The organism is Pantoea sp. Cy-639 (genome assembly GCF_011752525.1).
Taxonomy (GTDB): domain Bacteria; phylum Pseudomonadota; class Gammaproteobacteria; order Pseudomonadales; family Pseudomonadaceae; genus Aquipseudomonas.
Map to the genome: position 1 here is coordinate 21,642 of NZ_VWXI01000024.1, position 26,837 is coordinate 48,478.

Sequence of the window (26,837 nt, forward strand, 5' to 3'; positions counted from 1 at the left end):
GTGCAGCCCGATGATCGCCACCCTGCTGCGCCGCTCGGCCTATCCGTCACGCCACACCCTCTCGCCACTGCAACGCCTGGCCCAGGCCCTATGGGGTGGCGACCTGCCATTGACGCGCAACCAGGAGAAATGGCTGGCGCGCCTGATGCTGCTGCCGACCCTGGCCTACCTGGTGTTCGCCCTGGCCTACAGCGCGCGCCTGACCGATCTGGTCGGCAGCCTCACCTACCATGCCCCGCTGCAGCGCCTGGCCGAACACGGCCAATGGCTGAGCGCCGTGGCACTGGCCTTGCTGCTGCTCAGTTGCGTGCTGCGCAAGAGCATGCGCCTGGGCTGGGGCCTGGGTCGCACCCTGATGTGGATCGTGATCACTTGCGGCACGGGCCTGTATGTGGGCTACCACGCCCAACGCCTGCTGGTCGACAGCCAGGTCGAGCGCGCCAGCCCGGCGCAGCAGGCTCAGGCCGCCTTTGGCGTGCCGTTGCTCAACCGCCTGCTCGAACATGACCTGCGCCTGGAGGGCCAGGGCGCCACGCAGCAACAGCTGCAAAGCCCCGAAGGGCGCCTGCGGCTGATGGAACTGGCCCTGCGCCTGCCTGCCATCACACCGCTGCCTGTCATCGCCGGGCTCAGCCCGCAGGCGTTCTTCGAGCAACTCGCCGACCAGCAGCGTGGCGGCCTGCAACACAACTACGCCAACTACCGCCAGGCCACCGCCGCGCTGGAAGACAACTACCGCCAGTACCGTCGCGCCAGCCTGCAGTACTACGGCGCCACCAGCCGCCTGGCGATCCTCCAGCGCCAGGGCCAGGCCTGGAGCGACTACCAGCGCCTGCTGAGCAAGCGGGGCCGCAACTTCAATCCGTGGAACCTGCCGGAAAACGAGTGGCAACCGGTGCGCTATGTACTGCGCGAACAGATGAGCGTCCCGGTCAACGACCTCTGGCGCCCGGACGACCGTCCCGGCTTCAACCGCGCGGTATCCCGTCAGGTACGCCGCGAGGCGCGCAACCAGTATGCCGAACTGATCCAGCAACGGATCGGCGCCGGCTGGATCGAACCGGGCCTGGAGCGCCCGTCCTTCCTCGCCGTGCCCGGGGTACAGGGACTGTGGCGCCAGGCCCTGGGCCTGCCCGCCGGCATCACCTTGTACGCCTACCTGACCGAGGACGCCTTCGATCGCTCGGTCTACCAACCGGCACTGCAGCACGATGCCCGTGAGTTGATGAAGCAGCGGGTGGTCGCCCCGGACGACCTGTCGACCCTCGGCCGCGACAGCCACCGCGACCTGACCACCCCGGCCATGGCCCTGCTGCTGGCGACCCTCGGCCTGGCGATACACCTGTTCCGCGCCTTGTCGTACCTGGTACGCCTGGTGCAGCCAGTACCACTGTCCTTGTACCTGAAGTTGCTGCTGCTCTACATCGTGCTGCTCGGCAGCCTGCCCTGGCTGGCCGGCAAACCGAGCCTGCCAGGTGACGCCCTGCCCCGCGCGGGGAGCGACGAGCTGGGCCTGGCGGGCACCCTGGCGAGTGCCGCGATCGACTGGCTGGCACCGCTGCAGGGCCACCTGCAGCCGCTGGGCAACGGCATCCGCAACGGCTTGCTGTCCGGCTACGGCTTCGGCGTGTCCGACCCGCGCCAGCCCTGAGCCCAAGGCCCGCCCCGGACCGGGGCGGGCTCTCATCATTGCAGCGCTGCAATGAACCGACTGCGTCGTTAAATATTATTGACCAACACCCCCGCCAAACCCTTGCCGGCAAAGGCCCGGACACCGGCAAGCCCCCGAAAACCGGCGCCTGCGCCCCTCGCCGCTCGTTTGACATATCGAACGGCTCTGGCAAGCTATGAGACATGCCCCGACCGGCATCGCCTCCACGGCGAGCCGGCAGTGCTCGGGGCTACAGGCTGCACCCAGGGCTCCGGCCGTGCGCCTGCACAACAACGACAGGCATGACCTGTCCCAAGGTGACATATGTCCAACAGCAACATTGGCAACAAGCAACCTTCCCTGCGCAAGCCCGTCGTCCTGATGACCATGGGCAGCCAAGAGCGCAAAGGCCATGACTATCAGGTCATGACCCACAAGTACATTTCCCCGCTGGTCGAGTTCTCCGCTTGCGTCCCGGTCCTGGTGCCCACCTGCTGTGGCATCGACGACCTCGAGACCTACCTGGACATGGCCGACGGCGTCTACCTGACCGGTGCCGGCAGCAACATCGACCCGGCGCTGTACGGCCAGGAGAACCAGACCCCCGGCAAAGGCCAGGACCAGAACCGCGACCTGTTCGACATCCCGCTGGTCAAGGCGGCGATCAAGCGCGGTCTGCCGATCTTCGGCATCTGCCGTGGCATGCAGGAAATCAACGTGGCCCTGGGCGGCGACATCTACCAGAAGGTCTACGCCGAGCCTGGCTTCAACGACCACCGGGAAAACCCGGAAGATCCGGTCGAGGTGCAGTACGCCCAGGTGCATGGCGTGAAGATCAAGCCGGGCAGCTGGCTGCGCGACACCCTCGGCAGCGACGAAATCCGCGTCAACTCGCTGCATGGCCAGGGCCTGCGCAAGCTGGGCCAGGGCATCGAGCCGATCGCCCACGCCGAGGACGGCCTGGTCGAGGCGATCCACGCCCCGAGCCTGTCGCCCTTCCTGTTCGCGGTGCAGTGGCACCCTGAGTGGCAAGCCGCGAAGAACCCAGACTCGATCAAGATGTTCCAGGCCTTCGGCGACGCCTGCCGCGCCCAGGTCCGCAAGTCCCAGGGCAAGCGCCAGCAGGCCGCCTGACCCGCGCTTTGCTCTGCTTTGATCGCGGGGCGGTGCAACGCCGCCCCCGTTTCCTCGGTCACCCTCTGCTGGTCCCAGAACACTTCCCGTGGAAGCGGGCGGCGGCCTTGTGCCTGTCTCCGCGATCGTTTTTTCCCTCTCGGCGAACGCTCACTGCACCCGACGCTGCCGTGCGCTGGATGGCGCATGCCCCAGCACCCGGTGGTACAGGCTGGAAAACGCGCCCGGGCTGTCGTAGCCCAGGTCGACGGCAATCACCGTGACCCGCTCGCCCGCCGCGAGCCGTATGACGGCGCTCATCAGGCAGGCCTGCTGGCGCCATTGGCCGAACGACAGCCCGGTTTGCTGGCGAAATCGCCGGTTGAACGTGCGCAGGCTGCAATTGAGCCGTTCGGCCCACTGCTGCGGCAGGCTGTCGACCCGTGGCTGGGCCAGGAATGCCTGGCACAGCCCGGCCAGGCGCGGCTCGATCGGCATCGGGGCGAACAGCGGCAGGCGCTCGGCGCGCGCCAGCTCGTGCAGCAGCAGCCCCAGCAGCAGGCCATCGCGGCCCTGCTCGTCGTACAACGCCGGTACCTCGGCGCTGGCCAGCAGCAACTGGTGCAGCAGCGGCCCGACCAGCAGCGCTTCGCAAACGTCACCGACGCGCGGCAACGCCGTCGGCTCGATGTACAGGCTGCGGGTGCTGGCACCGCGCATGCGCACCTGGTGCGGCTTGCCCGGCGGGATCCATACGCCGCTGTAGGGCGGGATCACCCAGGCGCCGTCGTCGGTCTGCACCTCCATCAACCCGCTCATCGCATAGAGAAACTGCCCACGCCGGTGCACATGGCGCGCCAGCAGCGTGTCGGGCGGGTAGTCGGTGGCGATGGCCAGCACGGTGCGCGGGCTGGCATCGACCTGGGACAGCGGAATGTTGCGCATGACGGGAACCTTGGCCGAGATACGTCGATTATTGGCCAATCCACGCATGCCGGCCAGCCTGGCGAACGTTAGCCTGCACAGCCTGTCCACCTGCGAGGCACTGTCCATGCTCTATCCCCTGCTCGGCCTCTTCGGCCTGTGCGCTGGCGTCACCACCTTGCTGTTCGGCTTCGGTGGCGGGTTCTTCGCCGTGCCCTTGCTGTATGCATCATTGCTGGCCAGCCACGGCGCCGGCTCGGCACTGGCCGAACACGCCATGCAGGTGGCCGTTGCCACCTCGGCCATGGTGATGATCTTCAGCAGCGCCCTGGCCACCTGGCGCCACCAGCGCGCGGGCAGCCTGCGCTGGGACCTGGTGCGCCCGCTGGCACCAGCCATCGCCGCCGGCGCGCTGCTGGGGGCCTGGGCCGCGCTGCACGTCAACGGCCAGTGGCTGCGCTGGCTGTTCATCGGCTACCTGCTACTGAGCCTGCTCGATGCCTGGCTGCGCCCGGGGTTCGTGGCTGCCGGCGAACGCCCACTGAACGCCCTGGGTCGCGGCGCGGCGACCCTGGTCGGCCTGCCCATCGGAGCCCTGGCCGCGCTGCTGGGCGTCGGCGGCAGCGTGATGACCGTGCCGCTGCTGCGCCGCCGAGGCGCCAGCATGCGCACCGCCACCGCCATGGCCAACCCGCTGTCGCTGCCGATGGCCCTGGCGGCCACCCTGGTCTATGCCCTGCTGCCGGCGACCGACCTCGACCTGGGCCCTGGCCTGCTGGGCCTGGTCGACCTGCGCGCCGCCCTGGTGATGACGGTCGGCGCCTGGCTCGGCATGCACCTGGCCGCGCCGCTGCTCGGCCGCCTGCCCGACAGCGCCCACGCCCGGGCTTACCTGGCCCTGCTCGGCGGGGTATTGCTGGTGATGCTGCTGACCGGCAACTGATACTGGCGAATGGCCTGACCGGCGCTGTAATCTGCCGGTTTGCCCATTCATTCGCCAAGGAAGGATCCGCCATGAACACACTCGACCGCCTGTTGCTGGCCTGCGGCCTGCTCATCCCGCTGTGGCTGCTGCTGGGCGTGGGGCTGACCGCCGAGGCCTATCCGGGCTACAGCCACCTGCAGCAGGCCATGAGCCAGTTGGGCGCGGTGGGCGCGCCAACCCATGACTGGTCGGCGAAGGTCAACAACTTTCCCCTGGCCGTGCTGTTCGCCTTGTTCGCCTGGGGCCTGGCGCGCCGCTGGCGGCAGTCGAAGCTGGCCCGGCTGACGGCGCTGCTGGTGCTGCTGCACGGTATCGGCAGCCTCGGCACCGGCTGGTTCGCCTGCGACCAGGGCTGCGCACCGGCCGTCCCTTCGTTCTCCCAGCAGATGCACAACCTCAGCGGGCTGCTGATGTTCCTCTCGCTGACCCTGGCCAGCCTGTTGTGGATCGGCCTCGGCCGGCGCCTGGCACGCTCCGCCGGCCTGGCCTGGTGGTCGCTGCTGTGCACGCTGCTGGCAGTGGCCAGCGTGCTGCTGATGGCCCGCGCGAGCGAGTCTGGCGAACTGTTCGGCCTGTACCAACGCCTGAACTACGGCGTGGCCGTGCTGTGGGTCGCCAGCCTGGCCTGGTGTTCGTTGCGTCCGACCCGGCGCAACCCACTGCGCATGGCCATCGCCTGACGGCAAACTGCTGGCCCCCGGGACGCTGGAGCAAGGGCAAAATCCCGCTCCTCTTCAGATGCTTAGGACAGCAACATGCGAGTATTTCTAGCAACCGTGGCCGGCTGCCTGCTGGCCACCACGGCGTTCGCCGCCCAGGCCCGGGCACTGAGCCAGAATGACCGCCAGGTCTGCGGCTGGGGCGCGCAGATCGCCGCCGAAGCCCAGCAGGCCAAGCTGTCCGGGGTGACCCTGTACGCCACGCGCAAGAAGCTGCAGGCGCGCAAGTTCAGCAAGCCGTGGATGCGCATGACCGCCTTCGGCATCACCGAACAGACCTACAACAGCCGTTCGCGGCTCAAGCCTGCGGCGATCAAGCAGACCTACTACGAGCAGTGTGTGCAGCATGCGGTTGCAAAGCGATAAATCGTTATAAATCAACTAGTTGAAAACAAAAGATAAAGTTATTTGTTAGAAAATGACACACAAATAAACTCCTTTAATTTCAATGAATTATGAAGCATTTCTAATCTTCTTCATGAATTTGATTTCCAGACTTCGCTGCCTTGCAGGAGCCGGCCTTGCCGGCTCCTGCAAAGACGCGGCCCGCGTCAGTCACGGGCCAGCGCCTCGATCGGATCGAGCCGCGCCGCATTGCGGGCCGGCACGAAGCCGAACAGGATGCCGATCAGCGTCGAGCAGACGAACGCCGTGATCACCGAGCCCAGGGAAAACACCATTTCCCACTGTTTGACGAACAGCGCGAACAGGTAGCCGATCCCGTATGACAAACCGATCCCGATCACCCCACCGATCAGGCAGACCATCACCGCCTCCACCAGGAACTGCTGGCGGATGTCCGACTGACGCGCCCCCACCGCCATGCGGATACCAATCTCGCGGGTCCGCTCGGTGACCGACACCAGCATGATGTTCATCACCCCGATGCCTCCCACCACCAGCGAGATCACCGCGATCAGCGACAGCAGCAAGGTCAGCGAGCGACTGGTCTTCTGCACCGTCTGCATGATGCTGTCGAGGTTGTTGGTGAAGAAGTCCTTGGTGCCATGGCGCTGCAGCATCAGCTTGTTGACCTCCTCCTCGACCCGCTTGCTCGGCATGCCGTCCTTGATGCGCACGCTGATGCTGTCCAGGTGGCGCTGGCCAAGTACGCGCCCGGCCGCGGTCTCGTAAGGCATCCACACGTTCAGGGTGTTGCCGGCGACGAACAGGTTCTTGTTCTCGGCGGTCACGCCGATCACCGTGCACGGCAGCTTGCCGACCAGGATCACCTGCCCCAGCGGGTTGACCCCGGGGCCGAACAGACGCTTGCGGGTGTTGTGGTCGATCACCACCACCTGGGCCTGGCGCCGGGCGTCCTCGGCGCTGAACACGATGCCTGCGGCCAGGGGGATGTTGCGTACCTGGAAGTACTGCTCGCTGACACCGTTGAGCTGCACGTCGGCATCGATGTTGCGGTAGCGCACCAGCGAGCTCTGGCCGATCACCGGGGTGGCGCTGTCGACGTAGTACAGGTCGTTGAGCGCGGTGACATCGGCCGGTACCAGGGTCTCGATGGCCTTGGCCCGGCTGTCGCCGAAGCTGGTGCCGGAGTAGATGTCGATGGTGTTGCTGCCGATCGCCTGGATGTCCTTGAGCACATAGCCCTTGGCGCCCTCGCCGATGGCCGAGATCGATACCACCGAGGTGATGCCGATGATGATCCCGAGCATGGTCAGCAAGGTGCGCATGCGGTGCGAGATCAGCGCGATCCAGGCCATCTTGAAGGCCTCGCGGAACAACCCGAGGCTGGCCACCAGGCGCCGTGGCGCGGCATCCTCGGCCGGTGCCCGGGCAGGCTCCGGCGTCACCGCCTCGCGCGCCGTGCGCCGGTCGCTGACGATCTGCCCGTCGCTGACCTCGATGATCCGCTCGGCGTGGGCAGCGACCTTGGGATCGTGGGTCACCAGGATCACCGTGTGCCCGGCGCCGTGCAGCTCCAGCAGGATGTTCATCACCTCCTTGCCGCTGGCGGTGTCCAAGGCCCCGGTCGGTTCGTCGGCGAGGATCACCTCGCCACCGTTCATCAGCGCCCGGCAGATACTCACCCGCTGCTGCTGGCCACCGGACAGCTGGCTCGGCCGGTGCGCCAGGTGCCCGTCCAGGCCCAGGCGGGTCAGCAGCTCGCGGGCGCGGGCATGGCGCCCGGCCTGGGGCATGCCGGCATACACCGCCGGGATCTCGACATTGCGCAGGGCATCCAGGTGCGGCAGCAGGTGGTAGCGCTGGAAGATGAAGCCAAAGTGATCGCGACGCAGCGCCGCCAGGGCGTCATCGTCGAGGTCGCGGGTTTCCTGGCCACTGACCTGGTAGCTGCCGGCGCTGGCGTGGTCCAGGCAGCCGAGGATGTTCATCAGGGTCGACTTGCCCGAGCCCGAGGCACCGATGATCGCCACCAGTTCGCCGGCGCGGATCTGCAGATCGATACCCTTGAGCGCGAGAAACTCGCGATCGCCCGCCATGAAGCTGCGGGTCACCCCTTCCAGGCGCAGCAGTGGCTGGCCCTGGCGCGTCGGCGCCGCCTGCCGCGCCGGCAGTTCGACTGTCATGTTCATGCTCACGCCCCCGCCTCGCCCGTCACCGGCTCGCCGATCACCACCCGGTCGCCTTCGGCCAGGCCGTCCTTGACCTGCACCTTGACGTTGTTGTTGATCCCGGCCTGGACCTTGCGCACCTGGGCGAAGCCCTTGGCGTCGAGCACCCGCACCGGGAAGCTGCCGTCGGCCTCGCGCGGCCCCAGCGCCGCCACCGGCACGGTGAGCACGCCCTGGGCGGTGTCGAGGACGATGCGCACCTGGGCGGTCATCGAGATGCGCAGACGGTGCTCGGGGTTGGGCACTTCGAACAACGCGTTGTAGAACACCGCGCTGGCCTGCTTGCCGGCGCCGCCGGTCTTGTCGCTGCTCTCCAGGTAGTTCTGCGGCGCAGGCTCGGTGCCACGCAGCTTGGCGTAGTAGCGCTGGTCATCGCCGAGGATGGTGAAGTACACCTGCTGGCCGGGGCTGATGTGGATCACGTCGGCCTCGGATACCTGGGCCTTGATGGTCATGGTGTCGAGGTCGGCGAGCTTGAGGATCACCGGCGCCAGTTGGTTGGCGATCACCGTCTGCCCTTCCTGGGTGACGATGCCCACCACATGGCCGTCGATCGGCGCGACGATCCGGGTGTAGCCGAGGTTGACCCGGGCCGTGTCGATCTGCACCTGGGCGCTCTTGATCTGCGCGTCCAGCGAACGCAGGTTGGCCTGCTGCACCTCGAACTCGGACTCGGCGTTCTCGAAGTCCTGGCGCGAGATCGACTCGTCGGCCTGCAGTACGTCGTAGCGCTCGTAGACCCGCTTGGCCTGCTTGAGCTTGGCCTGGGTCGAACGGCGTTCGGCCTGCAGCTTCTCGGCATCGACCTCGGCCTGGCGCAAGGTGTTCTGCAGCACCAGCGGATCGATCTCGGCCAGCCACTGGCCTTCGCTGACCTTGTCGCCGAGCTTGACCTTCAACGAACGCAACTGGCCGGACACCTGGGCGCCGACATCCACCTGGCGGATGCCCTCCAGGGTGCCGGTGGCCAGTACGGCGTTCTCGATGTCGCCGCGCTCCACCGCGGCCGTGATGTACTGCGGCGGCTTGGCCGGCGCCTGCACCGCATACAGCACGATACCGGCGACCAGGGCCGCCGCGACGCCCAGGGTGATCTTGCGAAACTTCGTCTTTTCCATAAAACCGCTCTTCCACAATCCGATGAGGTCCCGTGGGCGCGGGGCTGGCCCGCGCCCACCACGGTGTTACTGCTTCACCCTGCCGTGGGACAGGGCCTGCCCGTCGTGCCACCAGGCCGCCAGGCTGAACACATCCGGCACCTTGAGGATGCTGAAATGGTTGCCTGGCCCCTGCCACACCTCCAGTTGCGGCATCAACTGCCGCCAGCCCGCGTCCATCGCCCCTTGCTCGCGCTGGTTGCCAGCGGCATCCAGGGTCGGATCCGCCACCAGCACCAGCCGCGCCAGGCCGGTGAAGCCCTGGGCTGGCCGGTACACCGTGCGCAGCGCCGTGGCGAAGGTCCGGGTCACCCCGGCCAACGCCTGGGGCGTGGAGCGCGCCGGCAGCAGGCCGACCCGCACCATCGCCCCGTGCAACTGCTGCAACTGCTGCTGATCGTGCGCCTCGGCGAAGGCCGCGGCATCGAGCCCCAGCGACTTGCCAGTGGACAGTTGCAGCGACTCGACCAGGCGCTGCAGCGCCTGGGTGAAGGTGTGCGGCTTGCCAAGGCTGCCCCCGTCAGCCGGGGCCTCGCTGTCGATCAGGGTCAGCGAACGCACATCGCGGCCCATGGCCTGCAGGCGCACCGCCATGGCATGGGCCACCCAACCACCGAAGGAGTGCCCGACCAGGTTCAACGGACCGTGCGGGTAGAACGCCTCGATGGCGCGCACCTGCTGCTCGGCGGCCGCCTCGACGCTGCAGAACGGCACCTCGCCAAGCGCCAGGCCGCGGGTCTGCAAGCCGTGCACCGGCCAGTCCGGTCCCAGCGCCTCGGCCAGGCCGATGAAGCTGGTGACGCTGTCGCCGGCGCCCGGCACGCAGAACACCGGCACATGCCCCGGCGTGCCGCTCTGGATCGCCAGCAACGGCTGGTGAGTCGGCAACGGCTGCGCCTGGATGCCGTCCAGGGCCTCGGCGATGGCCTGGCCCAGCACCGCCACATGCGGTTCCTGGACCATGCTCTGGTGGTCGCCCGGCACCTGCCGGCCATGCAGTACCTGCCCCGGCAAGGCCTCGGCCCAGCCCAGGGTCGGGCTGTCGCAGGCAATCGCGCCGGTGCGCTGCTCGGCCTGGAACAGGTGCAGTGGCACCGGCAACGGGGCCAGGTGGTAGTGGGCCAGGGCCCGGCCATGGGCGACATGGCGCTCGAAGAAATGCTGCAGCTGCGCGTCGCCGGTCTGTACCAGGCCCGGCACCAGCAACTGTCGCTCGCGGCAATGGGCCAACAGCGCCGCGAACGGCAAGCTGCCCGCCTGCAGTGCCTGGACCTCGGCCAGTTGCCCAGCCCCCGCCTCGCCCAGGCCCTGCCAATGCACCTGGCAGTGCAGCAGCAACTGCGCCTCGGCCAGGCGCGGCCCTTGCCAGCGTGCCTTGCCCTGGTCACTCAGGCGCGGCACGTAGGTGTCGATCAGGCCGACGAAGGCCACCGGCTCGTCCACCCCCAGCAGTTGCGCCGCCACCTCGTAGGCCAGCACCCCGCCGAACGACCAGCCGGCCAGGCGGTACGGGCCGTGCGGCTGCACCGCGCGGATCCGCGCCACCAACCGTGCCGCCAGGCACTCCAGGGTGTTCAGTTGCGCCTGGCCAAGCGGCACGCCCGGCAGCCCGTAGATCGGGAAGTCCCCCGGGATCTGCCGACCCAGCACCGGGAAGTACAGGTCCAGGCCACTGAACTCGTGGATCAGGAACAACGGCGGCTGGCTGCCGCCGGCACGCACGGTGACCAGGCTGTCGTCCACCTCCGGCGCCTCGCGGCCGGCCAGCAGCGCGGCCAGGGCAGCGATGCTGGGGTACTGGAACAGCTCGGCCAGGGTGCAGCGCAGGCCAGCCTGTTCCATCTCGCCGACCAGGCGGATGGCCAGCAGCGAATGCCCGCCCAGCTCGAAGAAGCTGTCGTGGCGCCCGACCCGCTCGACCTCCAGCACCTGCGCCCAGCGCTCGGCCAGGGCCTGCTCGATGGCGCCCTGCGGCGCCTCGAAAGCCGCCACGGCGAGGTCCTGCGGCCCGGGGAGCGGCAAGGCCTTGCGGTCGACCTTGCCGTTGTTGTTCAGCGGCAAGGCTTCGAGGGCGACGAACGCGGCCGGCAGCATGTACTCCGGCAGACGCTCGCGCAGCAAGGCGCGCAGCGCCGTGCCATCGAGCGCCGGGTCGTGGCGGGTGAACCAGGCCACCAGGCGCAGTGGCCCCTGCTCCAGGCGCAAGGCCATGACCACGGCCTCGTCCAGCCCCGGGCACTGCAGCAGTTGCTGCTCGATCTCGCCCAGTTCGATGCGGAAACCGCGGATCTTCACCTGGTCGTCGCTGCGCCCCAGGCACTCGAGCTGGCCATCGGCGCGCCAGCGCACCAGGTCACCGGTGCGATACAGGCGCGCGCCGGGGCGTGGGTCGAACGGGTCGTCGAGGAAGCGTTCGGCGGTCAGTTGCGCACGGTTGAGGTAACCCAGCGCGACGCCATCGCCGCCGATATACAGCTCGCCGACCACGCCCTCGGGCAGCAGGCGCCCCTGACTGTCGAGCACATAGGCGCTGGTGTTGCCAATCGGCCGGCCGATCGGCACATGCTCGCAATCGGCCCCCAGCACCCGGATCTCGCTGGTGGTGGCGAAAGTGGTGGTCTCGGTCGGTCCGTAGCAGTGCACCAGGCGCAAGGTCGGTGCCTGGGCCAGCAAGGCGCGGAAAGCCCCCGGATCACCCCGTTCGCCGCCGCACAACAGGATGCGCAAGCCGCCCAGCGCCTCGGGGATCAAGTGTACGTACTGGTTGAACAGCGCGGTGGTGACGAACAGCACGCTGGCGCCGCCATCGTGCAGCGCTGCGCCGAAGCGCGCCGGCTCGACCAGGGTCTGGTGGTCGATCACCAGCACCTGGCCGCCGTTGAGCAGCGCACCCCAGACGTCCATGGTGGCGGCATCGAACGCCGGGTTGGAGACGAACGCGAAGCGGTCCTGGGCGTTGAAGTCGGCATAGCCGTTGTTCAGCACCAGGCGGGTGATGCCGCGGTGCGCCACGCGTACGCCCTTGGGCGTGCCGGTGGAGCCAGAGGTGTACATCACGTAGGCCGGCGCATCGGCGGCCTGGGCCAGCGCCGGGTCATGCCCTGGCTGGTCGTCGAGTGCCAGGCAGTCCAGGTCGATGCGCCGCACGCCACAGTCGCCGGGCATGCCGCCGAGGGTCAGCAGCGCCACGGCCTGGCAGTCCTGGACCATGAACGCCTGGCGCTCGGCCGGAGCGTTGACATCCAGCGGCACGTACACCGCCGCGCACTTGAGCACCGCCAACTGCGCCACCAGCAACGCCAGCGAACGCGGCAGCAGGATCGCCACATGCTCGCCCGGGCGCAGGCCCTCGGCCAGCAGCCAGTGGGCCAGGCGGTTGGCCTGCTCGTTGAGCTCGCCGTAGGTCAGCTGGCGCTCGTCGTGCGTCGCCGCCAGGGCCAGCGGATGGCGTGCCACGCGCTGCTCGAACAGCCGCGCCACCGGCAAGGCGCGCGGGTAGTCGCGCTGGGTCCTGTTGTAGCCGACCAGCAGGCGCTGGCGTTCGTCGGCCGGGACCACGCCGATCTGCTCCAGGCCTTGTTCCGATACACCCTGCAAGGCTTGCAGCAGGCCCGCCAGGGCCTGCTCGAAGTAGCCGCACAGACGCCGTGCGTCGATGCCCGGGGCGCACTGGGCGGTCAGGCTGAACGCCTCGCCGAGGTCATCGACGCTCAGGGCCAGCGGGTAGTTGCTGCGCTCCCTGGCCTGCAGCAACTGGATGCCGGCCCAGGCCTGCCCGGCCTCGGCATCCGCCTGCACGGCGCTGGCGCTGTGACGGTAGTTGAGCAAGGCGCTGAACAGCGGCGCCCCCGGTGGCAGTGCACTGCAACGCTGGGCCAGGGCCAGCTGGGCATGTTCGTGCACCAGCAGGCCGGTGAGCCGGCGATGGGTGTCCAGCAGTGCCTCGCGCACCGGCAGGCGACCGACGTCCAGACGCAGCGGCAAGGTATTGATGAACACCCCCAGCGCCCGTTCGCCGCCCTCGCCGCCCTGCAGGCGACCGAGCAGCACGGTGCCGAACACCACACTGTCGCGGCCCGACAGTTGCCCCAGCACCAGGCCCCAGGCCAGGTGCATCAGGCTGGCCGCACCGACGCCGAGCTGGCGGGCCTGCTCACGCGCCTGGCGCGACAGCTCGGCCGGCAGCCAGTGCTGGGCCTCGTCCACGGCGTCCAGGTGCGGGTGCGGGTCGGCGCCATAGGGCAGCGTCGGCTCGTCGATATCCCCCAGTTGCTCGCGGAAGTACGCCTCGTGCTCGGCCTCGCCGGCACCCTGCTGCAGGCGGGCGATGTAGTTGCGGTACGGCACCGGCGCCGGCAGGCGCTGCGCCTGTCCGAGCAGGCAGGCCTGCAACTCGGCGCGCAGCACATCCTGGGCGACATGGTCCATGACCAGGTGATGGAACAGCAAGGTGGCGGTCAGGCCGCCACCCTCGCGGTCCTGGCTGTACACCAGGCGCAGCAGCGGCGCGCGGGTCAAGTCGATGCGCAGCGCCAGCGCTTGGCCGGCGGCGACTTCCTGCACCGGCAGCGGTGCCTGCCGCCATACCACCTGCTGCGGTTGCGCCAGGCCCTCCCAGTACAGAGCGCTGCGCAGGATGTCATGGCGCGCGATCACCTGGTCCAGGGCCTGCTGCAATGCCGCCAGGCGCGAACGGTCGGCCACCGCGAAGCGTGCCTGCAGCAGGTACGGATCGTCGCCTTCGCTGGCCAGATGATGGTAGAGGATGCCTGCCTGCAACGGCCCCAGTGGGTAGATGTCCTGCACATTGGCCACGCCCCCGGGCACCTGGCCGACGATACGGTCGATGGCCGGCTGGTCCAGCTGCGCCAACGGCAGCAGCGCCGGGGTGATGTGCCGGCAGCCAGGCTCGATGCGGTTGGCCGGTACCTGCGGGCCCGCATCCTGGCCCAGGGTCGCGGCCAGCGCGGCCAGGGTCGGCTCGGCGAACAGCACGCGGATATCGGCCTCCAGGCCCTCGGCACGCAGCCGCGCGACCAGGGTCACGGCCAGCAACGAATGGCCGCCCAGCTCGAAGAAGTGGTCGTCGCGGCCGACCCGGGGCACGTTCAGCAGCTCGGCCCAGAGCGCCGCCAGGCGCGTCTCGGCCTCACCCACCGGCGCCACGTAGACGCGGCTGAGCACCGACTCGGCGTCCGGTTCGGGCAGGGCCTGGCGATCGAGCTTGCCATTGGCGGTCAGTGGCAGCGCCGCCAGCGCCACATAGGCCGACGGCACCATGTAGTCCGGCAGACGGGCCAGGGCATGCTTGCGCAAGGCCTCGATCCCCGGCGCGGGCTGGCCATCGCCCAGGCAGTACCAGGCCACCAGGCGCTCGCCGCGCAGCAGCACGGCAACCTCGCGCAACGCCGGGTGGGCGGCCAGGCAGGCCTCGATCTCGCCCAACTCGATGCGCAGACCGTGCAGCTTGACCTGGAAATCGTTGCGGCCAAGGAACTCCAGCTCGCCATCGGCACGCCGGCGCACCAGGTCGCCACTGCGGTACAGGCGCTCGCCGACCACGAACGGGCTGTCGCCGAAACGTTCGGCCTCCAGCTCCGGCAGGCCGAGGTAGCCCCGGGCCACGCCGACGCCACCGATGTACAGCTCGCCGGCCACGCCGCGTGGCACCGGCAGGCCCTGGTCGTCGAGCACGTACAGGCGGGTATTGGCGATCGGCCGGCCGATCGGCGGCGCACCCTGCGGCAGCGGCTGGCCGGGTTCCAGGGTCCACACGCTACAGTCGACAGTGGTCTCGGTGGGCCCGTAGACGTTGTGCAGGCGCACCTTCGGCAGGCGCTCGCGCACCTGGCGCAGCAGCGCCAGGCTCAGCTCGCCGCCCCCGCAGACGATATCGGTGAGGCTGTCGCAGCGGGCGCTGGCGTCCAGGGCGAGGAACTGCTGCAGCAGCGCCGGCACGAACTGCACCACGGCCACCCGCTGGCGCTGGATGGCCTCGGCCAGGTAGGCCGGGTCGCGCTGGCCGTCCGGGCGTGCCAGCACCAGGCGCATGCCCGCGCACAGCGGCCAGAACAGCTCCCATACCGAGGCGTCGAAGCTGATCGGGGTCTTGTGCAGCAGCGCGCCAGCGGCGCTCGGGGCGATCAGCCGCGAGCTCCAGTGCACCAGGTTGCACAGGCTGCGGTGCTCGACCATCACCCCTTTCGGCGTGCCGGTGGAGCCGGAGGTGTAGATCACATAGGCCAGATGACGGGCACCCAGGCCACCGACCTGAGGATTGCTCGCCGGTTGCTCGGCCCAGGTCGGCTGGTCCAGGTCCAGGCGCGGCAACAGGCTGGCGGCGAAGCGCCCACGGCTGCCACCGTCTACCAGCAAGGCCTGCGGCGCGCTGTCCGCGAGCATGTAGGCCAGACGTTCGTCCGGATAGCCCGGATCGAGCGGCACATAGGCGCCTCCAGCCTTGAGCACGGCCAGCAGCCCGACCAGCAACTGCGGGCCACGGGCCAGGCACACGGCGACCCGACTGTCCGGACGCACACCCTGGGCGATCAGGCGATGGGCCAGGCGGTTGGCCGCCTCGTTCAGTTGCCGGTAGCTCAGTTGAGCGTCCTCGGCCTGTACCGCGATGGCCTCGGGCGAGCGCTCGACCTGGGCCTCGAACAGCGCCTGCAACGGTTGTTGCAGGCCACCGACCAGCTCGCTGGCGTTGCAGGTGACCAGTTCCTGGCGCCGCTCGGCGGCGCCGAGCAGTTCGACCCGCGCCGGCACTGTATCGTCGCTGCCGGCGAAGGCCCACAGCAGTTGCTCCAGGTAACCGACATGGCGCTCGAGGGTGGCCTGGTCGAACAGCGCGGTGGCGTATTCCAGCGCACCCGCGAAGCCCTCGGCGGTCTCGCCCAGGCTCAGGGTCAGGTCGAACTTGGCGATTGCCTGGGGCGCCTCCAGCGGCGCCAGGCGCAGCGCCCCCAGCGCTGGCTCGACGGCCTGCCCGGCGGCGCCGTTCCAGGCCAGCGACACCTGGTACAGCGGGGTGTGAGCCAGGCTGCGCGGCGGGCGCAACAACTCGACCACCTGCTCGAACGGGATGTCCTGGTGATCCTGGGCCTGGCTCACGCAGGCCTTGACCCGCGCCAGCAGCGTGGTCACGTCAGGGCAGCCGGCAGTGTCGATGCGCAGGGCCAGGGAGTTGACGAACAAACCGATCAACCCTTCCACCTCGGCATGCCGACGGTTGGCCACCGGCGTGCCGATGACCACCTCGGCCTGACCGGACAGCCGCGCCAGCAGCACTGCCCAGGCGGCGCCGAAAAGCATGAACGGGGTGATCGCGTGGCGCTGGCAGAGCGCCTTGAGCTCGGCGCTCAGGCGCCGGTCGAGACGTACCTCGACCCGGGCCCCGGCATAGTCCTGGCGCGCCGGACGCGGCCGGTCGCTGGGCAGGCTGAGCAGCAGCGGCGCGCCACTGAGGGCCTGCTGCCAGTAGCCGAGCTGGCGCTGCAGCTCGTCGCCATCGAGCCAGCGGCGCTGCCAGATGGCGTAGTCGCCATACTGGATCGCCAGTGGCGCCAGCGGGTCCTCGGCGCCGGCGGCGAAGGCCGGGTACAGCACGCCCAGCTCACGGGTGAACAGCTCCATCGACCAGCCATCGGCGACGATGTGGTGCAAGGTCAGCAGCAGCACATGCTGCTCCTCGCCCAGGCACAGCAGGCGCGCACGGATCGGCAACTGGTGGGCCAGGTCGAACGGCAGCATCGCCTCCTCGCGCTGCAGCGCCGGCAATTGCTGGGCCTGGCCGCGCAGGTCGTGCCAGCTCAGGCTGAAGCCGCCATTGCCCGGTGCCACCCGCACCCGTGCCTCGGCGCCTTCCTGGGCGAAGTGGCTGCGCAGGCTGGCATGGCGCTCGACGATGCGCACCAGCGCGCGCTCCAGTGCCTGGCGGTCCAGCGGTCCTTCAAGCCCCAGGCTCAAGGGAATGTGATAGGCGGCACTGGCATCGTCCATCTGCGCCAGGAACCACAGGCGCTGCTGGGCGAACGACAGCGGCTGCGACTGGCCGTGGGAGGCTGTCTCGATCAGTGGCGGCACGCGACGACCGGCGCCATCCAGGGCCGCGGCCACCGCCAGCAGGCGGTCGTCGGCGAACAGCTGGCCGAGCGACAGCTCCAGGCCCAGGCGCTGGCGCAATTGGCCAACCATGCGCATGGCCAGCAGCGAATGGCCGCCCAGTTCGAAGAAACGGTCGTGCCGACCCACCTGCCCGACCTGCAACAGCTCGCACCAGAGCGCGGCCAGCGCGGTCTCCCGCTCGCCCTCGGCCGGCGCGTAGGCATCGGCGCCCAACGCGTCGCGCGCCGGGGCCGGCAGCGCGCGGCGGTCGACCTTGCCGTTGGCGGTCAGCGGCCAGGCATCCAGGCGCACCAGCGCCGCCGGCACCATGTAGGCCGGCAGGCACTGCAGCAGGCTGGCGCGCAGCTCGGCCACCGTGGCGATCTCGCCGGAGCCACTGAACCAGGCGATCAGCCGGGGCTGGCCGGGCACCTCCTCGCGGGCCAGCACCAGCGCTTCGTCGATGCCGGGCAAGCGCAGCAGTTGCGCCTCGATTTCGCCCAGTTCGATGCGCAGGCCGCGCACCTTGACCTGGTCGTCGTTGCGCCCCAGGTACTCCAGGGTGCCGTCGGCGTTCCAGCGGGCCAGGTCGCCGGTACGGTACAGCCGCGCGCCCGGCTGCTCGCCGAACGGGTCGGCGATGAAACGTTCGGCGCTGAGTGACTCGCGGTTCAGATAACCGCGGGCCACCCCGGCGCCACCCACGTACAGCTCGCCGACCGCACCCAGCGGCACCAGTTGACGTGCCTCGTCGAGCAGGTAGATGCGGGTGTTGGCGATCGGCCGGCCGATGTCCAGCGCGCCCCCCGGCAGCACCAGGCCGGAGGTGGCGACCACCGTGGCCTCGGTCGGCCCATAGTTGTTGACCACGACGAAGCCCGGGTCGCTGTTGAACTGGCGCAGACGGTCGCCGCCGATCAGCAGGGTGCGCAAGGTCGGGTGGCGCAGCCCCTGGGCGAAGGCGTACTCGGCCACCGGGGTGGGCAGGAAGGCGACCTTCAGCGGCTGCTCCAGCCACCAGGCCAGCAGTGCGTCGAGCTGCTCGTTGCCCAGTTCGGCGGGCGGCAGGTGCAGCACCGCGCCGCCGCACAGCGCCGGCCAGACTTCCCAGGCCATGGCGTCGAAGCCGAAGCCGGCGACGCTGGCGGTGTGCGCCCCTGCGCCCAGTTCGAAGGCGGCGCAGTGCCAGTGCACCAGGTTGGCCAGGGTGCGGTGCTCGACCATCACCCCCTTGGGCTGGCCGGTGGAGCCGGAGGTGTAGATCACATAGGCCAGGTGCGCGGGGCTCAGCCCGGCGACCTCGGGATTGTCGTCGCGCGCCGGCCAGTCTGGCCGGTCGAGGGCCAGCAGCGGCGCGGCCAGGCCCTTCAGGCGCTCGAACAAAGCCTGCTCGGCCAGTACCGCCACCGGCATGCTGTCCTCCAGCAGGTAGCGCAGGCGCTCGTCCGGGTGCGCCGGGTCCACCGGCACATAGCTGGCGCCGGCCTTGAGCACCGCCAGCAGCGCCACCAGGGTGTCCAGGCCACGTCGGGCGACCACCGCCACACGGTCGTCAGGGCGTACGCCCAGGCCGATCAGGTGATGGGCCAGGGCATTGGCCTGGCGGTTGAGCTCGCCGTAGCTCAGGCGTCGTTCGCCGGCCAGCGCGGCCGTTGCCTCTGGCGCCCGGGCGGCCTGGGCCTCGACCAGGGCATGCACGGTATGCCCGTCGGGCAATGCCCGGGCGGTGGCGTTCAGGCCGTGCAACAGGCGTCGCCGCTCGTCCTCGCCGATCAGTGCGATCTCGGCCAGCGGCTGCTGGTCGTTGGCCACCATGGCCTGCAGCATCGCGGTGAAGTAACCCGCGAAACGCGCCACGCTGGCTTCATCGAACAGTGCGGTGGCGTATTCCAGGCTGCCGGCCAGCGCCTCGCCCTGCTCGCCCAGGCTCAGCGACAGGTCGAACTTGGCCACCTGGTTGGTCTGCGCCACGGCTTGCAGTTGCAGCCCCTCCAACTGCAAGGCGGCGCCCGCGCCGGCCTGCCAGTTGACGGTGGTCTGGAACAACGGGGTGTGGGCCAGGCTGCGCGCCGGGCGGACGATCTCCACCACCTGCTCGAACGGCAGGTCCTGATGGGCCTGGGCCTGCAGCAGCCGCGTCTTGACCTGGGCCAGCAGGGCCTCTGGGGTGGCCGCGGCGGCGGTGTCGACGCGCAGCGCCAGGGTGTTGACGAACAGCCCCACCAACGGCTCGAGCTCGGCGCTGCCGCGCCCGGCCACCGGGCAGCCGATGACCACCTCGGCCTGCCCGGACAGACGTGCCAGGGTCGCCGCCCAGGCGCTGGTCAGCAGCATGTACAGGGTGGCCTGGTGACGCTGGGCCAAGGCGCGCAGGCCGGCGCCGAGGCGCTCGTCCAGGTGCAGCGCCAGGCTGGCGCCACTGAAGTCCTGGCGTGCCGGGCGCGGGTGGTCGGTGGGCAGCGCGAGCAAGGTCGGCGCGCCGTCCAGGGCCTGGCGCCAGTAGTCGGCCTGGCGCTGCAACTGCTCGCCGGCCAGCCAGCGGCGCTGCCACACGGCATAGTCGCCGTACTGGATCGCCAGCGCCGGCAGCGGGTCCGGCTGCCCGGCGCGCAGGGCCGGGTACAGCGCACCGAGCTCGCGGGTGAGCACGCCGAGGGACCAGCCGTCGGCGACGATATGGTGCAAGGTGAGGACCAGCACATGCTGCTGGTCGCCCAGGGTCAGCAGGCTGGCGCGCAGCGGCGCGCCGTCCTGCAGGTCGAACGCGGCCTGCGCTTCGGCCAGCAGGCGGGCGGCCAGTGCCTCGGGCGCCAGGGTTTCGCGGCGCAGCCAGCCGGCCACCGGTGTCTCGGCGATCACCACTTCGGCACTGTCGGCGCAGGGCACGAACCGGCTGCGCAGGGTTTCGTGGCGCTCGACGATGCGCAGCAGGGCACGCTCCAGCGCGTCGATATCCAGCGCGCCACACAGGCCCAGGGCCAGCGGCACGTTGTAGGCCTGGTTGCCGCCTTCGAGCTGGGCCAGGAACCACAAGCGCTGCTGGGCGAACGACAGCGGCAGCGGCTGGGCCCGGTCGGCCGCCACGATCGCCGGCAGCGCACTGCGCCCGGCGCCGGCCAGCACCTGGGCCACCGCGCTCAGCTCGGCGTTGGCGAACAGCTCGGCCAGGGCCAGCTCGACACCCAGGCGCAGGCGCACCTGGGACACCATGCGCATGGCCAGCAACGAATGGCCGCCCAGGGCGAAGAAATGATCGTGGCGCCCTACCCGCTCCACCTGCAGCAGTTCGGCCCACAGCTGGGCCAGGGCATTTTCCAGCGCCCCCTCGGGGGCCACGTAGGCCTGCTCGAACAGCGCCGCACGGTCCGGTGCCGGCAGCGCCCGACGATCGAGCTTGCCGTTGGCGGTCAGCGGCAGCGTCTGCAACACGACGAACGCCACCGGCACCATGTATTCGGGCAGGTGCGCCAGCAGTTGCCCGCGCAGTTGCTCGGGCGACGGCGCCTCGACACCCGGCTGCGGCGTGAAGTAGGCCACCAGCCTGGCCTGGCCGGGCTGGTCCTCGCGGGCCAGCACCACCGCCTCGTTGATCCCCGGCAGGCCGTTCAGGCGGCTCTCGATCTCGCCCAGCTCGATGCGCACGCCACGGATCTTCACCTGGTCATCATTGCGGCCCAGGTAGTCCAGGCGACCATCGGCCAGCCAGCGCACCAGGTCGCCGGTGCGATACATGCGCGCACCCGGCGTGGCCGCGAACGGATCGTCGAGGAAGCGCTCGGCGGTCAGCTGCGGCCGGTTCAGGTAGCCACGGGCGACCCCGGCGCCGCCGACGTACAGCTCGCCAGCCGCGCCCAGCGGCACCGGCTGGCGCTCGGCGTCGAGCACGTACAGCCGGGCATTGTCCACCGGCCGGCCGATATGCAGCTCGCCACCGGCCTCGACCACCCCGGAACTGGCCACCACTGTGGTTTCGGTGGGGCCGTAGTTGTTGACCACGGCGAAGGTCTGGCTGCGGTTGAACTGGCGCAGTCGGTCGCCGCCGATCAGCAGGGTACGCAGGGTCGGGTGTTCGAGCTGATGGCTGAAGGCATACTCGGCCACCGGCGTGGGCAGGAAGCTGACGTCCAGGGGTTGTGCGCGCCACCAGGCCAGCATGGCATCGAGGTCTTCGTGGCCCTCGCCCGGCGGGGCCAGGTGCAGGGTGGCACCGACGCACAGGGCCGGCCAGACCTCCCAGGCCATGGCGTCGAAACCGAAGCCGGCCAGGCTCGAAGTGTGCCGGCCCTGAACCAGGTCGAAGGCGCGGCAATGCCAGTCCACCAGGTTGTTCAGGGTGCGGTGCTCGACCATCACCCCCTTGGGCTGCCCGGTGGAGCCGGAGGTGTAGATCACGTAGGCCAGGTGCCCGGCGTGCAGCCCCGGTACCTGCGGGTCGTCGTCGCGGGCGGGCCAGTCGGGCCGGTCGAGCAGCAGCACCGGTACCTCGCACGGGCCGACCCGGCCCCGCAGGGCCTCCAGGGTCAGTACCGCCACCGGGCCGCTGTCGTCCAGCAGGTAGCGCACGCGCTCGTCGGGGTGCGCGGGGTCCACCGGCACATAGCCGGCACCGGCCTTGAGCACCGCCAGCAGGCCGACCAGGGTGTCCAGGCCACGGCGGGCCAGCACCGCCACGCGGTCGTCCGGGCGCACGCCGAGGCCGATCAGGTGATGGGCCAGGGCGTTGGCGCGGCGGTTCAATCCGGCGTAGTCCAGGGACTGCCCGGCACAGGTGGCGGCGATGGCCTGGGGCTGAGCCTGGGCCCACTGTTCGATCCGTTGCCCCAGGGTGGTCTCGGCCACCGCGCCGCCCGGGGTCTGGTTGAAGGCCTGCAGCAGTTCGTCACGCTCGGCGGCGGGCAGCATCGGCAGCCCGCGCACTTCGCCGGCAGCGCCTTCGAGCAGGCTGCGCAGGGTCTGCTCGAGGTAGGCGCAGACCCTGCGCGCCGGGACCTGCGGACTGGCCAGCAGGGTCAGGTGGAAACCTTCGCCAAGGTCGTCGACGCTCAGGGTCAGCGGGTAGTTGGTGGCCTCGCCGGCCTCGACGATCTCGATCCCGGCCCAACCGGCTCGGCGTACCTGTTCCGAGCCCGTGGCCGCGCTATGGCGGTAGTTGAGCAAGGCGTTGAACAGCGGCGTCGGCGCCGCCACGCCGCTGCAGCGCTGGGCCAGGGCCAGCGGCGCGTGCTCGTGGCGCATCAGCGTGCTCAGGCGCTGGTGGGTGGCCTTGATCGCCGTCGCCAGATCGGCGCCGGCCAGTTCCACGCACAGCGGCAGGGTATTGATGAAGATGCCCAGTGCCCGGTCAGTGGCCTCGGCGCCCAGCAGGCGGCCCATCAGCACGGTGCCGAACACCACCCGGTCACGCCCGGTCAGGCCACCCAGCACCCGTGCCCAGGCCAGGTGGAACAGGCTCGCCACGCTCACCCCCTGGGTCCGCGCCAGGCCGCGCAGGTCACGGCACAGTTGCGGGTCGAGGGCCTGGCTGTGCTCGTTCAGCGCCGCGCCATCGCCCTGCACGTCGCTCAGGCCATAGGCCAGGGTCGGCTCGTCGACGCCACCGAGCATGTCGCGGAAGAACGCCTCGTGGGCGGCCTCGCCAACCCCGAGCAGGGCCTGGGCCACATGGTTGCGGAACGGCACCGGACGGCCCAGCTGCGCGCCTTCGCCCAGCAGGAACGCCAGCATCTCGTGGCGCACCACTTCCAGGGCGCTGTGGTCCATGGCCACATGGTGGAACTGCAAGGTGGCCGCGACTCGCCCGTCCGCCTGCGCTGCCTGGCATTGCAGGCGGATCAGCGGGGCCTGGGTCAGGTCGAAGACACTGCTCGGCGCCTGGCCGGCAGGCAACTGGGTGACCTGCAGCTCGGCGTGGCGCCAGACCACCTGTACCGGCGTCTCGACGTCTTTCCAGTGCACCGAGGTGCGCAGGATGTCATGGCGTTCGACCACCCCGCGCAAGGCCTGGGCGAAGGCGGCCACGCGACTGGCGTCAGCGAACAGGAAGCGCGCCTGCATCACGTAGGGATCGTGCTCGCCGGCGCTGGCGTGGTGGAACAGCATGCCCTGCTGCAGCGGCACCAGCGGGTAGATGTCCTGGACGTTGGCGGCGCCACCGGGGATCGCCGCGACCAGTCGATCGACGCTGGCCTGGTCGAGCTCGACCAGGCTGAGCATGGCCGCCTCGATGTGCTGGCAACCTGCCGGGATGCGGTTCTCCGGCACCTCCACCGCGCCCTGGCGGGCGGCCACGTACTCGCCACGTTCGAGCATCGCCAGCAAGGCCGGCTTGTGCGCGCGCAACTGCGCCACCAGGCTGGCGTCGGTCAGCGCCTGGCGATTGCCCTGCACCGCCAGCTGGCCATCCTTGAGGGCCAGCTGGACATTGTTGGCGGCCAGGGTCGCCAGTAGTTCGTTGATGCTCACAGGACGATCTCCATTCTGTCTGTGATGGCGGCATAGCCGGCCAGCGTCGGTTGCTCGAACAGGGTGCGCACGTCGGCTTCCAGGCCGGCTTCGCGCAACCGCGAGGTAAGGGTCACGGCCAGCAGCGAATGGCCGCCGAGCTCGAAGAAGTTGTCATGTCGCCCGACCCGCTCCACCCCCAGCAACTCGGCCCAGATGCCCGCCAGCAGCGTCTCGGTCGGGCCTTCGGGGGCCTGGTACGCGCGGCTCGGCAGCGCGCTCAGGTCCGGCGCCGGCAGGGCCTGGCGATCGGGCTTGCCATTGGGGGTCAGCGGCAAGGCGTCGAGGTGGATGAACAGCGCCGGCACCATGTACTCCGGCACCTGCTCCAGCAGTGCCTCGCGCAGTCGCTCGGCCGCCAGTGCCGCGCCGCTGTAGTAGGCCACCAGGCGTGGGCCGGCCGGCGCGGCGTCGTGCACCAGCACCAGCGCCTCGCGCACACCCTCCACGGCAAGCAGGCCGGCCTCGATCTCGCCCGGCTCGATACGCAGGCCACGCAGCTTGATCTGGTGGTCGGTGCGGCCCAGGAACTCGAGCACGCCATCGGCGCGCTGGCGCACCAGGTCGCCACTGCGATACAGGCGCTCGCCCGCCACGAACGGGCTGGCGATGAAGCGCTCGGCCTGTTGTTCCGGCAAGCCCAGGTAGCCTCGCGCCACCCCGGCGCCGCCGATGTGCAACTGGCCGGCGACGCCCAGCGGCGCGGGTTGGTCGTGGGCGTCGAGCACGTACAGGGTGGTGTTGTCGATGGGACGGCCGATCGGCAGCGCGCCCCGGGGCAGCGGGTCGTGCGGCTGCAAGGTCCAGGCGCTGCAGTCCACCGTGGTTTCGGTGGGCCCGTAGACGTTGTGCAGGCGCGCCTGCGGCAGGCGCTCGCGCACCTGGCGGGCCAACGCCGCGGTCAGCTCGCCGCCACCACAGACGATATCGGTCAGGCTGGTGCAGTGGGCGCTGCCCGGCACTTCGAGGAACTGCTGCAGCAAGGCGGGCACGAACTGCACCACGCCGACCTGCTCGCGCTCGATCAGCTCGACCAGGTACTGCGGGTCGCGCTGCCCGTCCGGGCGTGCCAGCACCAGGCGCAGACCGCTGCACAGCGGCCAGAACAGCTCCCACACCGAGGCATCGAAGCTGACCGGGGTCTTGTGCAGCAAGGCGCCGCTGGCCGGGAACAGCCCCGCGCTCCAGCGCACCAGGTTGACCACGTTGCGGTGCTCGACCATCACGCCTTTCGGCTGGCCGGTGGAGCCGGAGGTGTAGATCACATAGGCCAGGTGCGCCGACGTCAGCCCTGGCACCTGCGGGTTGCCGTCCGGGTGGGTGGAGCCCTGCGCCAGGTCGAGATCGACCAGTGCCGCCTGACGCTCGCCCACCAGGGCGCGGGTGCCCGCCTGGACCAGCACGGCCCGTGGCTGGCTGTCGTCGAGCATGTGACGGATACGCCCCGCCGGGTAGTCCGGATCGACCGGCACATAGGCGCCGCCCGCCTTGAGAATGGCCAGCAGGCCGACCACCAGCGACAACCCGCGCTCGACGCAGATCGCCACGCGGTCATCGGGCTTGACCCCCAGCTCGAGCAGCTGGTGGGCCAGGCGGTTGGCCTGGGCGTTGAGCTGGGCATAGCTCAGCTCGCCCTGCTCGCCGGCAACCGCCGGCGCATCCGGCGTACGCGCCGCCTGGGCCTCGATCAGGCCGTGCAGGGTCTGCCCCAGGTCATGGGCAACGTGGCTGCGGTTGAAGCCCTCCAGCACCTGGCGACGCTCTTCGGTCGACAGCACCGGCAGCGCCAGCAACGCCCGCTCGGGCTGCTGCTCGAGGGCCTCGGCGATGCCCTCGAGCACCTGCAGCAGTTGCCCGCAGATCCGTGCGGCGCCCACCTCGGCCGGCGCCAGGGCGACCAGGCGGAAGCCCTCGCCGATATCGTCCACGCTCAGGCTCAACGGGTAGTTGCTGCGCTCGTGGCTCTCCAGGGTGTCGATGCCCTGCAGCGCCTGACGCTGGGCCTCGCTGGCCTGGCTGCCATGACGGTAGTTGAGCATGGCGCTGAACAGCGGCGCCGGCGCGGCCACGCCGCTGCAACGCTGGGCCAGGGCCAGCGAGGCATGCTCGTGGGCCAGCAGCGCGCTGAGCCGCTGCTGGGTGGCGCGCGCGGCGTCACCCAGGCTCAAGCCGGCCAGGTCCAGGCGCAGCGGCAAGGTGTTGATGAACATGCCCAAGGCCTGTTCGGCACCTTCGCCGCCCTCCAGACGGCCCAGCAGCACGGTGCCGAACACCACGCTGTCGCGCCCGCTGGCGGCGGCCAGCAGGCGTGCGTAGGCCAGGTGGAACAGGCTCGCCACGCTGATCCCCAACTGCCGCGCCTGGCGACGCAGGCGCCCGGCCAGGGCCTCGTCGAGCCACCACTGCGCCTCTTCGATATGCTGGCCATCGACCTGCACGTCGCCCAGGCCGAACGGCAGGGTCGGCTCGTCGATGTCGCCCAGTTGCGCGCTGAAGAACGCCTCGTGCTCGGCCTGGCTCACGCCCAGGCGCGCCTGGGCCACGTAGTTGCGGTACGGCGCGCCCGGCTCGGCCGGTACCGGCAGGCCTTGCAGGTAGCCCACCAGTTCCTGGCCGACCACGTCCAGGGCGGTGTGGTCGAGGACGATATGGTGGAACTGCAACGCCGCCAGCAAGCCTGGGCCCTGGGGGTCATGCCAGTGGTACAGGCGCACCAGCGGCGCCTGTGTCAGGGCCAGGGCATGGGGCACCTCGGACGCATCGGCGACTTCGAACACCGCCAGCGGCGCCTGCCGCCAGACCACCTGCACCGCCTGCGGCAGGCCGTCCCACAGTACCGAGGTACGCAGCACGTCATGCCTGCCGATGACCTTGCCCAGGGCGTCGATGAAGGCGTGCAGACGCCCGCGATCGGCGAAGGCCATGCGCGAGGCGAGCACATAGGGGTCATGCTCGGGCGCGCTGAGGTGGTGGTAGAGAATGCCTTCCTGTAGTGGTGCCAGCGGGTAGATGTCCTGCACGTTGGCGGCGCCGCCCGGCACCGTGGCGACGATGCGTTCGATGCTTTCCTGGTCCAGTTCCACCAGT

Annotated in this window: 10 protein-coding genes; 5 read left to right on the forward strand and 5 right to left on the reverse strand. The window is 70.0% G+C overall.

What is annotated here, in order from left to right; genetic code table 11:
• Window positions 1–10: 10 nt before the first annotated feature.
• A complete protein-coding gene (locus tag F3J43_RS22295) occupies window positions 11–1,651 on the forward strand; it encodes a hypothetical protein (RefSeq protein ID WP_166892244.1) in 1,641 nt (546 codons plus the stop codon).
• A gap of 324 nt (window positions 1,652–1,975) precedes the next feature.
• The gene (locus F3J43_RS22300) at window positions 1,976–2,785 is read left to right on the forward strand and encodes a gamma-glutamyl-gamma-aminobutyrate hydrolase family protein (RefSeq protein WP_166892246.1); all 810 of its coding nucleotides are present in this window, start codon (window positions 1,976–1,978) and stop codon (window positions 2,783–2,785) included.
• A gap of 150 nt (window positions 2,786–2,935) precedes the next feature.
• Here the strand turns inward: F3J43_RS22300 and F3J43_RS22305 are convergent, their stop codons facing one another.
• A complete protein-coding gene (locus tag F3J43_RS22305; protein ID WP_166892249.1) occupies window positions 2,936–3,709 on the reverse strand; it encodes an AraC family transcriptional regulator in 774 nt (257 codons plus the stop codon).
• Between F3J43_RS22305 and F3J43_RS22310 the strand changes: the two genes are divergently transcribed.
• The 3 genes from F3J43_RS22310 (at window position 3,708) to F3J43_RS22320 (ending at window position 5,758) form a co-directional block, all read left to right on the forward strand.
• On the forward strand, window positions 3,708–4,631 hold the full coding sequence (locus tag F3J43_RS22310) for a sulfite exporter TauE/SafE family protein (RefSeq protein WP_286184949.1): 924 nt from the start codon (window positions 3,708–3,710) through the stop codon (window positions 4,629–4,631). The genes F3J43_RS22305 and F3J43_RS22310 overlap by 2 nt on opposite strands.
• 71 nt (window positions 4,632–4,702) lie before the next feature.
• Window positions 4,703–5,353, forward strand: a complete 651-nt coding sequence (locus F3J43_RS22315) for a DUF998 domain-containing protein (protein ID WP_166892252.1) — start codon at window positions 4,703–4,705, stop codon at window positions 5,351–5,353.
• Between the two features lie 75 nt (window positions 5,354–5,428).
• Window positions 5,429–5,758, forward strand: coding sequence for a hypothetical protein (locus F3J43_RS22320; RefSeq protein WP_166892255.1), 330 nt, complete (start codon window positions 5,429–5,431; stop codon window positions 5,756–5,758).
• Between the two features lie 185 nt (window positions 5,759–5,943).
• On the opposite strand, the gene F3J43_RS22325 is transcribed toward F3J43_RS22320, so the two are convergent.
• The 4 genes from F3J43_RS22325 to F3J43_RS22340 form a co-directional block, all read right to left on the reverse strand.
• Window positions 5,944–7,941 (reverse strand): MacB family efflux pump subunit, encoded by a 1,998-nt coding sequence (locus tag F3J43_RS22325; RefSeq protein ID WP_205298040.1) that lies wholly within the window; start codon window positions 7,939–7,941, stop codon window positions 5,944–5,946.
• A gap of 8 nt (window positions 7,942–7,949) precedes the next feature.
• Window positions 7,950–9,104 carry a macrolide transporter subunit MacA gene (macA, locus tag F3J43_RS22330; RefSeq protein ID WP_166892261.1) on the reverse strand — a complete coding sequence of 385 codons (1,155 nt, stop codon included), beginning with the start codon at window positions 9,102–9,104 and terminating at the stop codon, window positions 7,950–7,952.
• 66 nt (window positions 9,105–9,170) lie between these two features.
• A complete protein-coding gene (locus F3J43_RS22335; protein WP_166892265.1) occupies window positions 9,171–23,711 on the reverse strand; it encodes a non-ribosomal peptide synthetase in 14,541 nt (4,846 codons plus the stop codon).
• Window positions 23,708–26,837 (reverse strand): non-ribosomal peptide synthetase (locus F3J43_RS22340; RefSeq protein ID WP_166892268.1); only part of this gene is annotated, 3,130 nt, incomplete at its 5' end. The genes F3J43_RS22340 and F3J43_RS22335, both read right to left, overlap by 4 nt.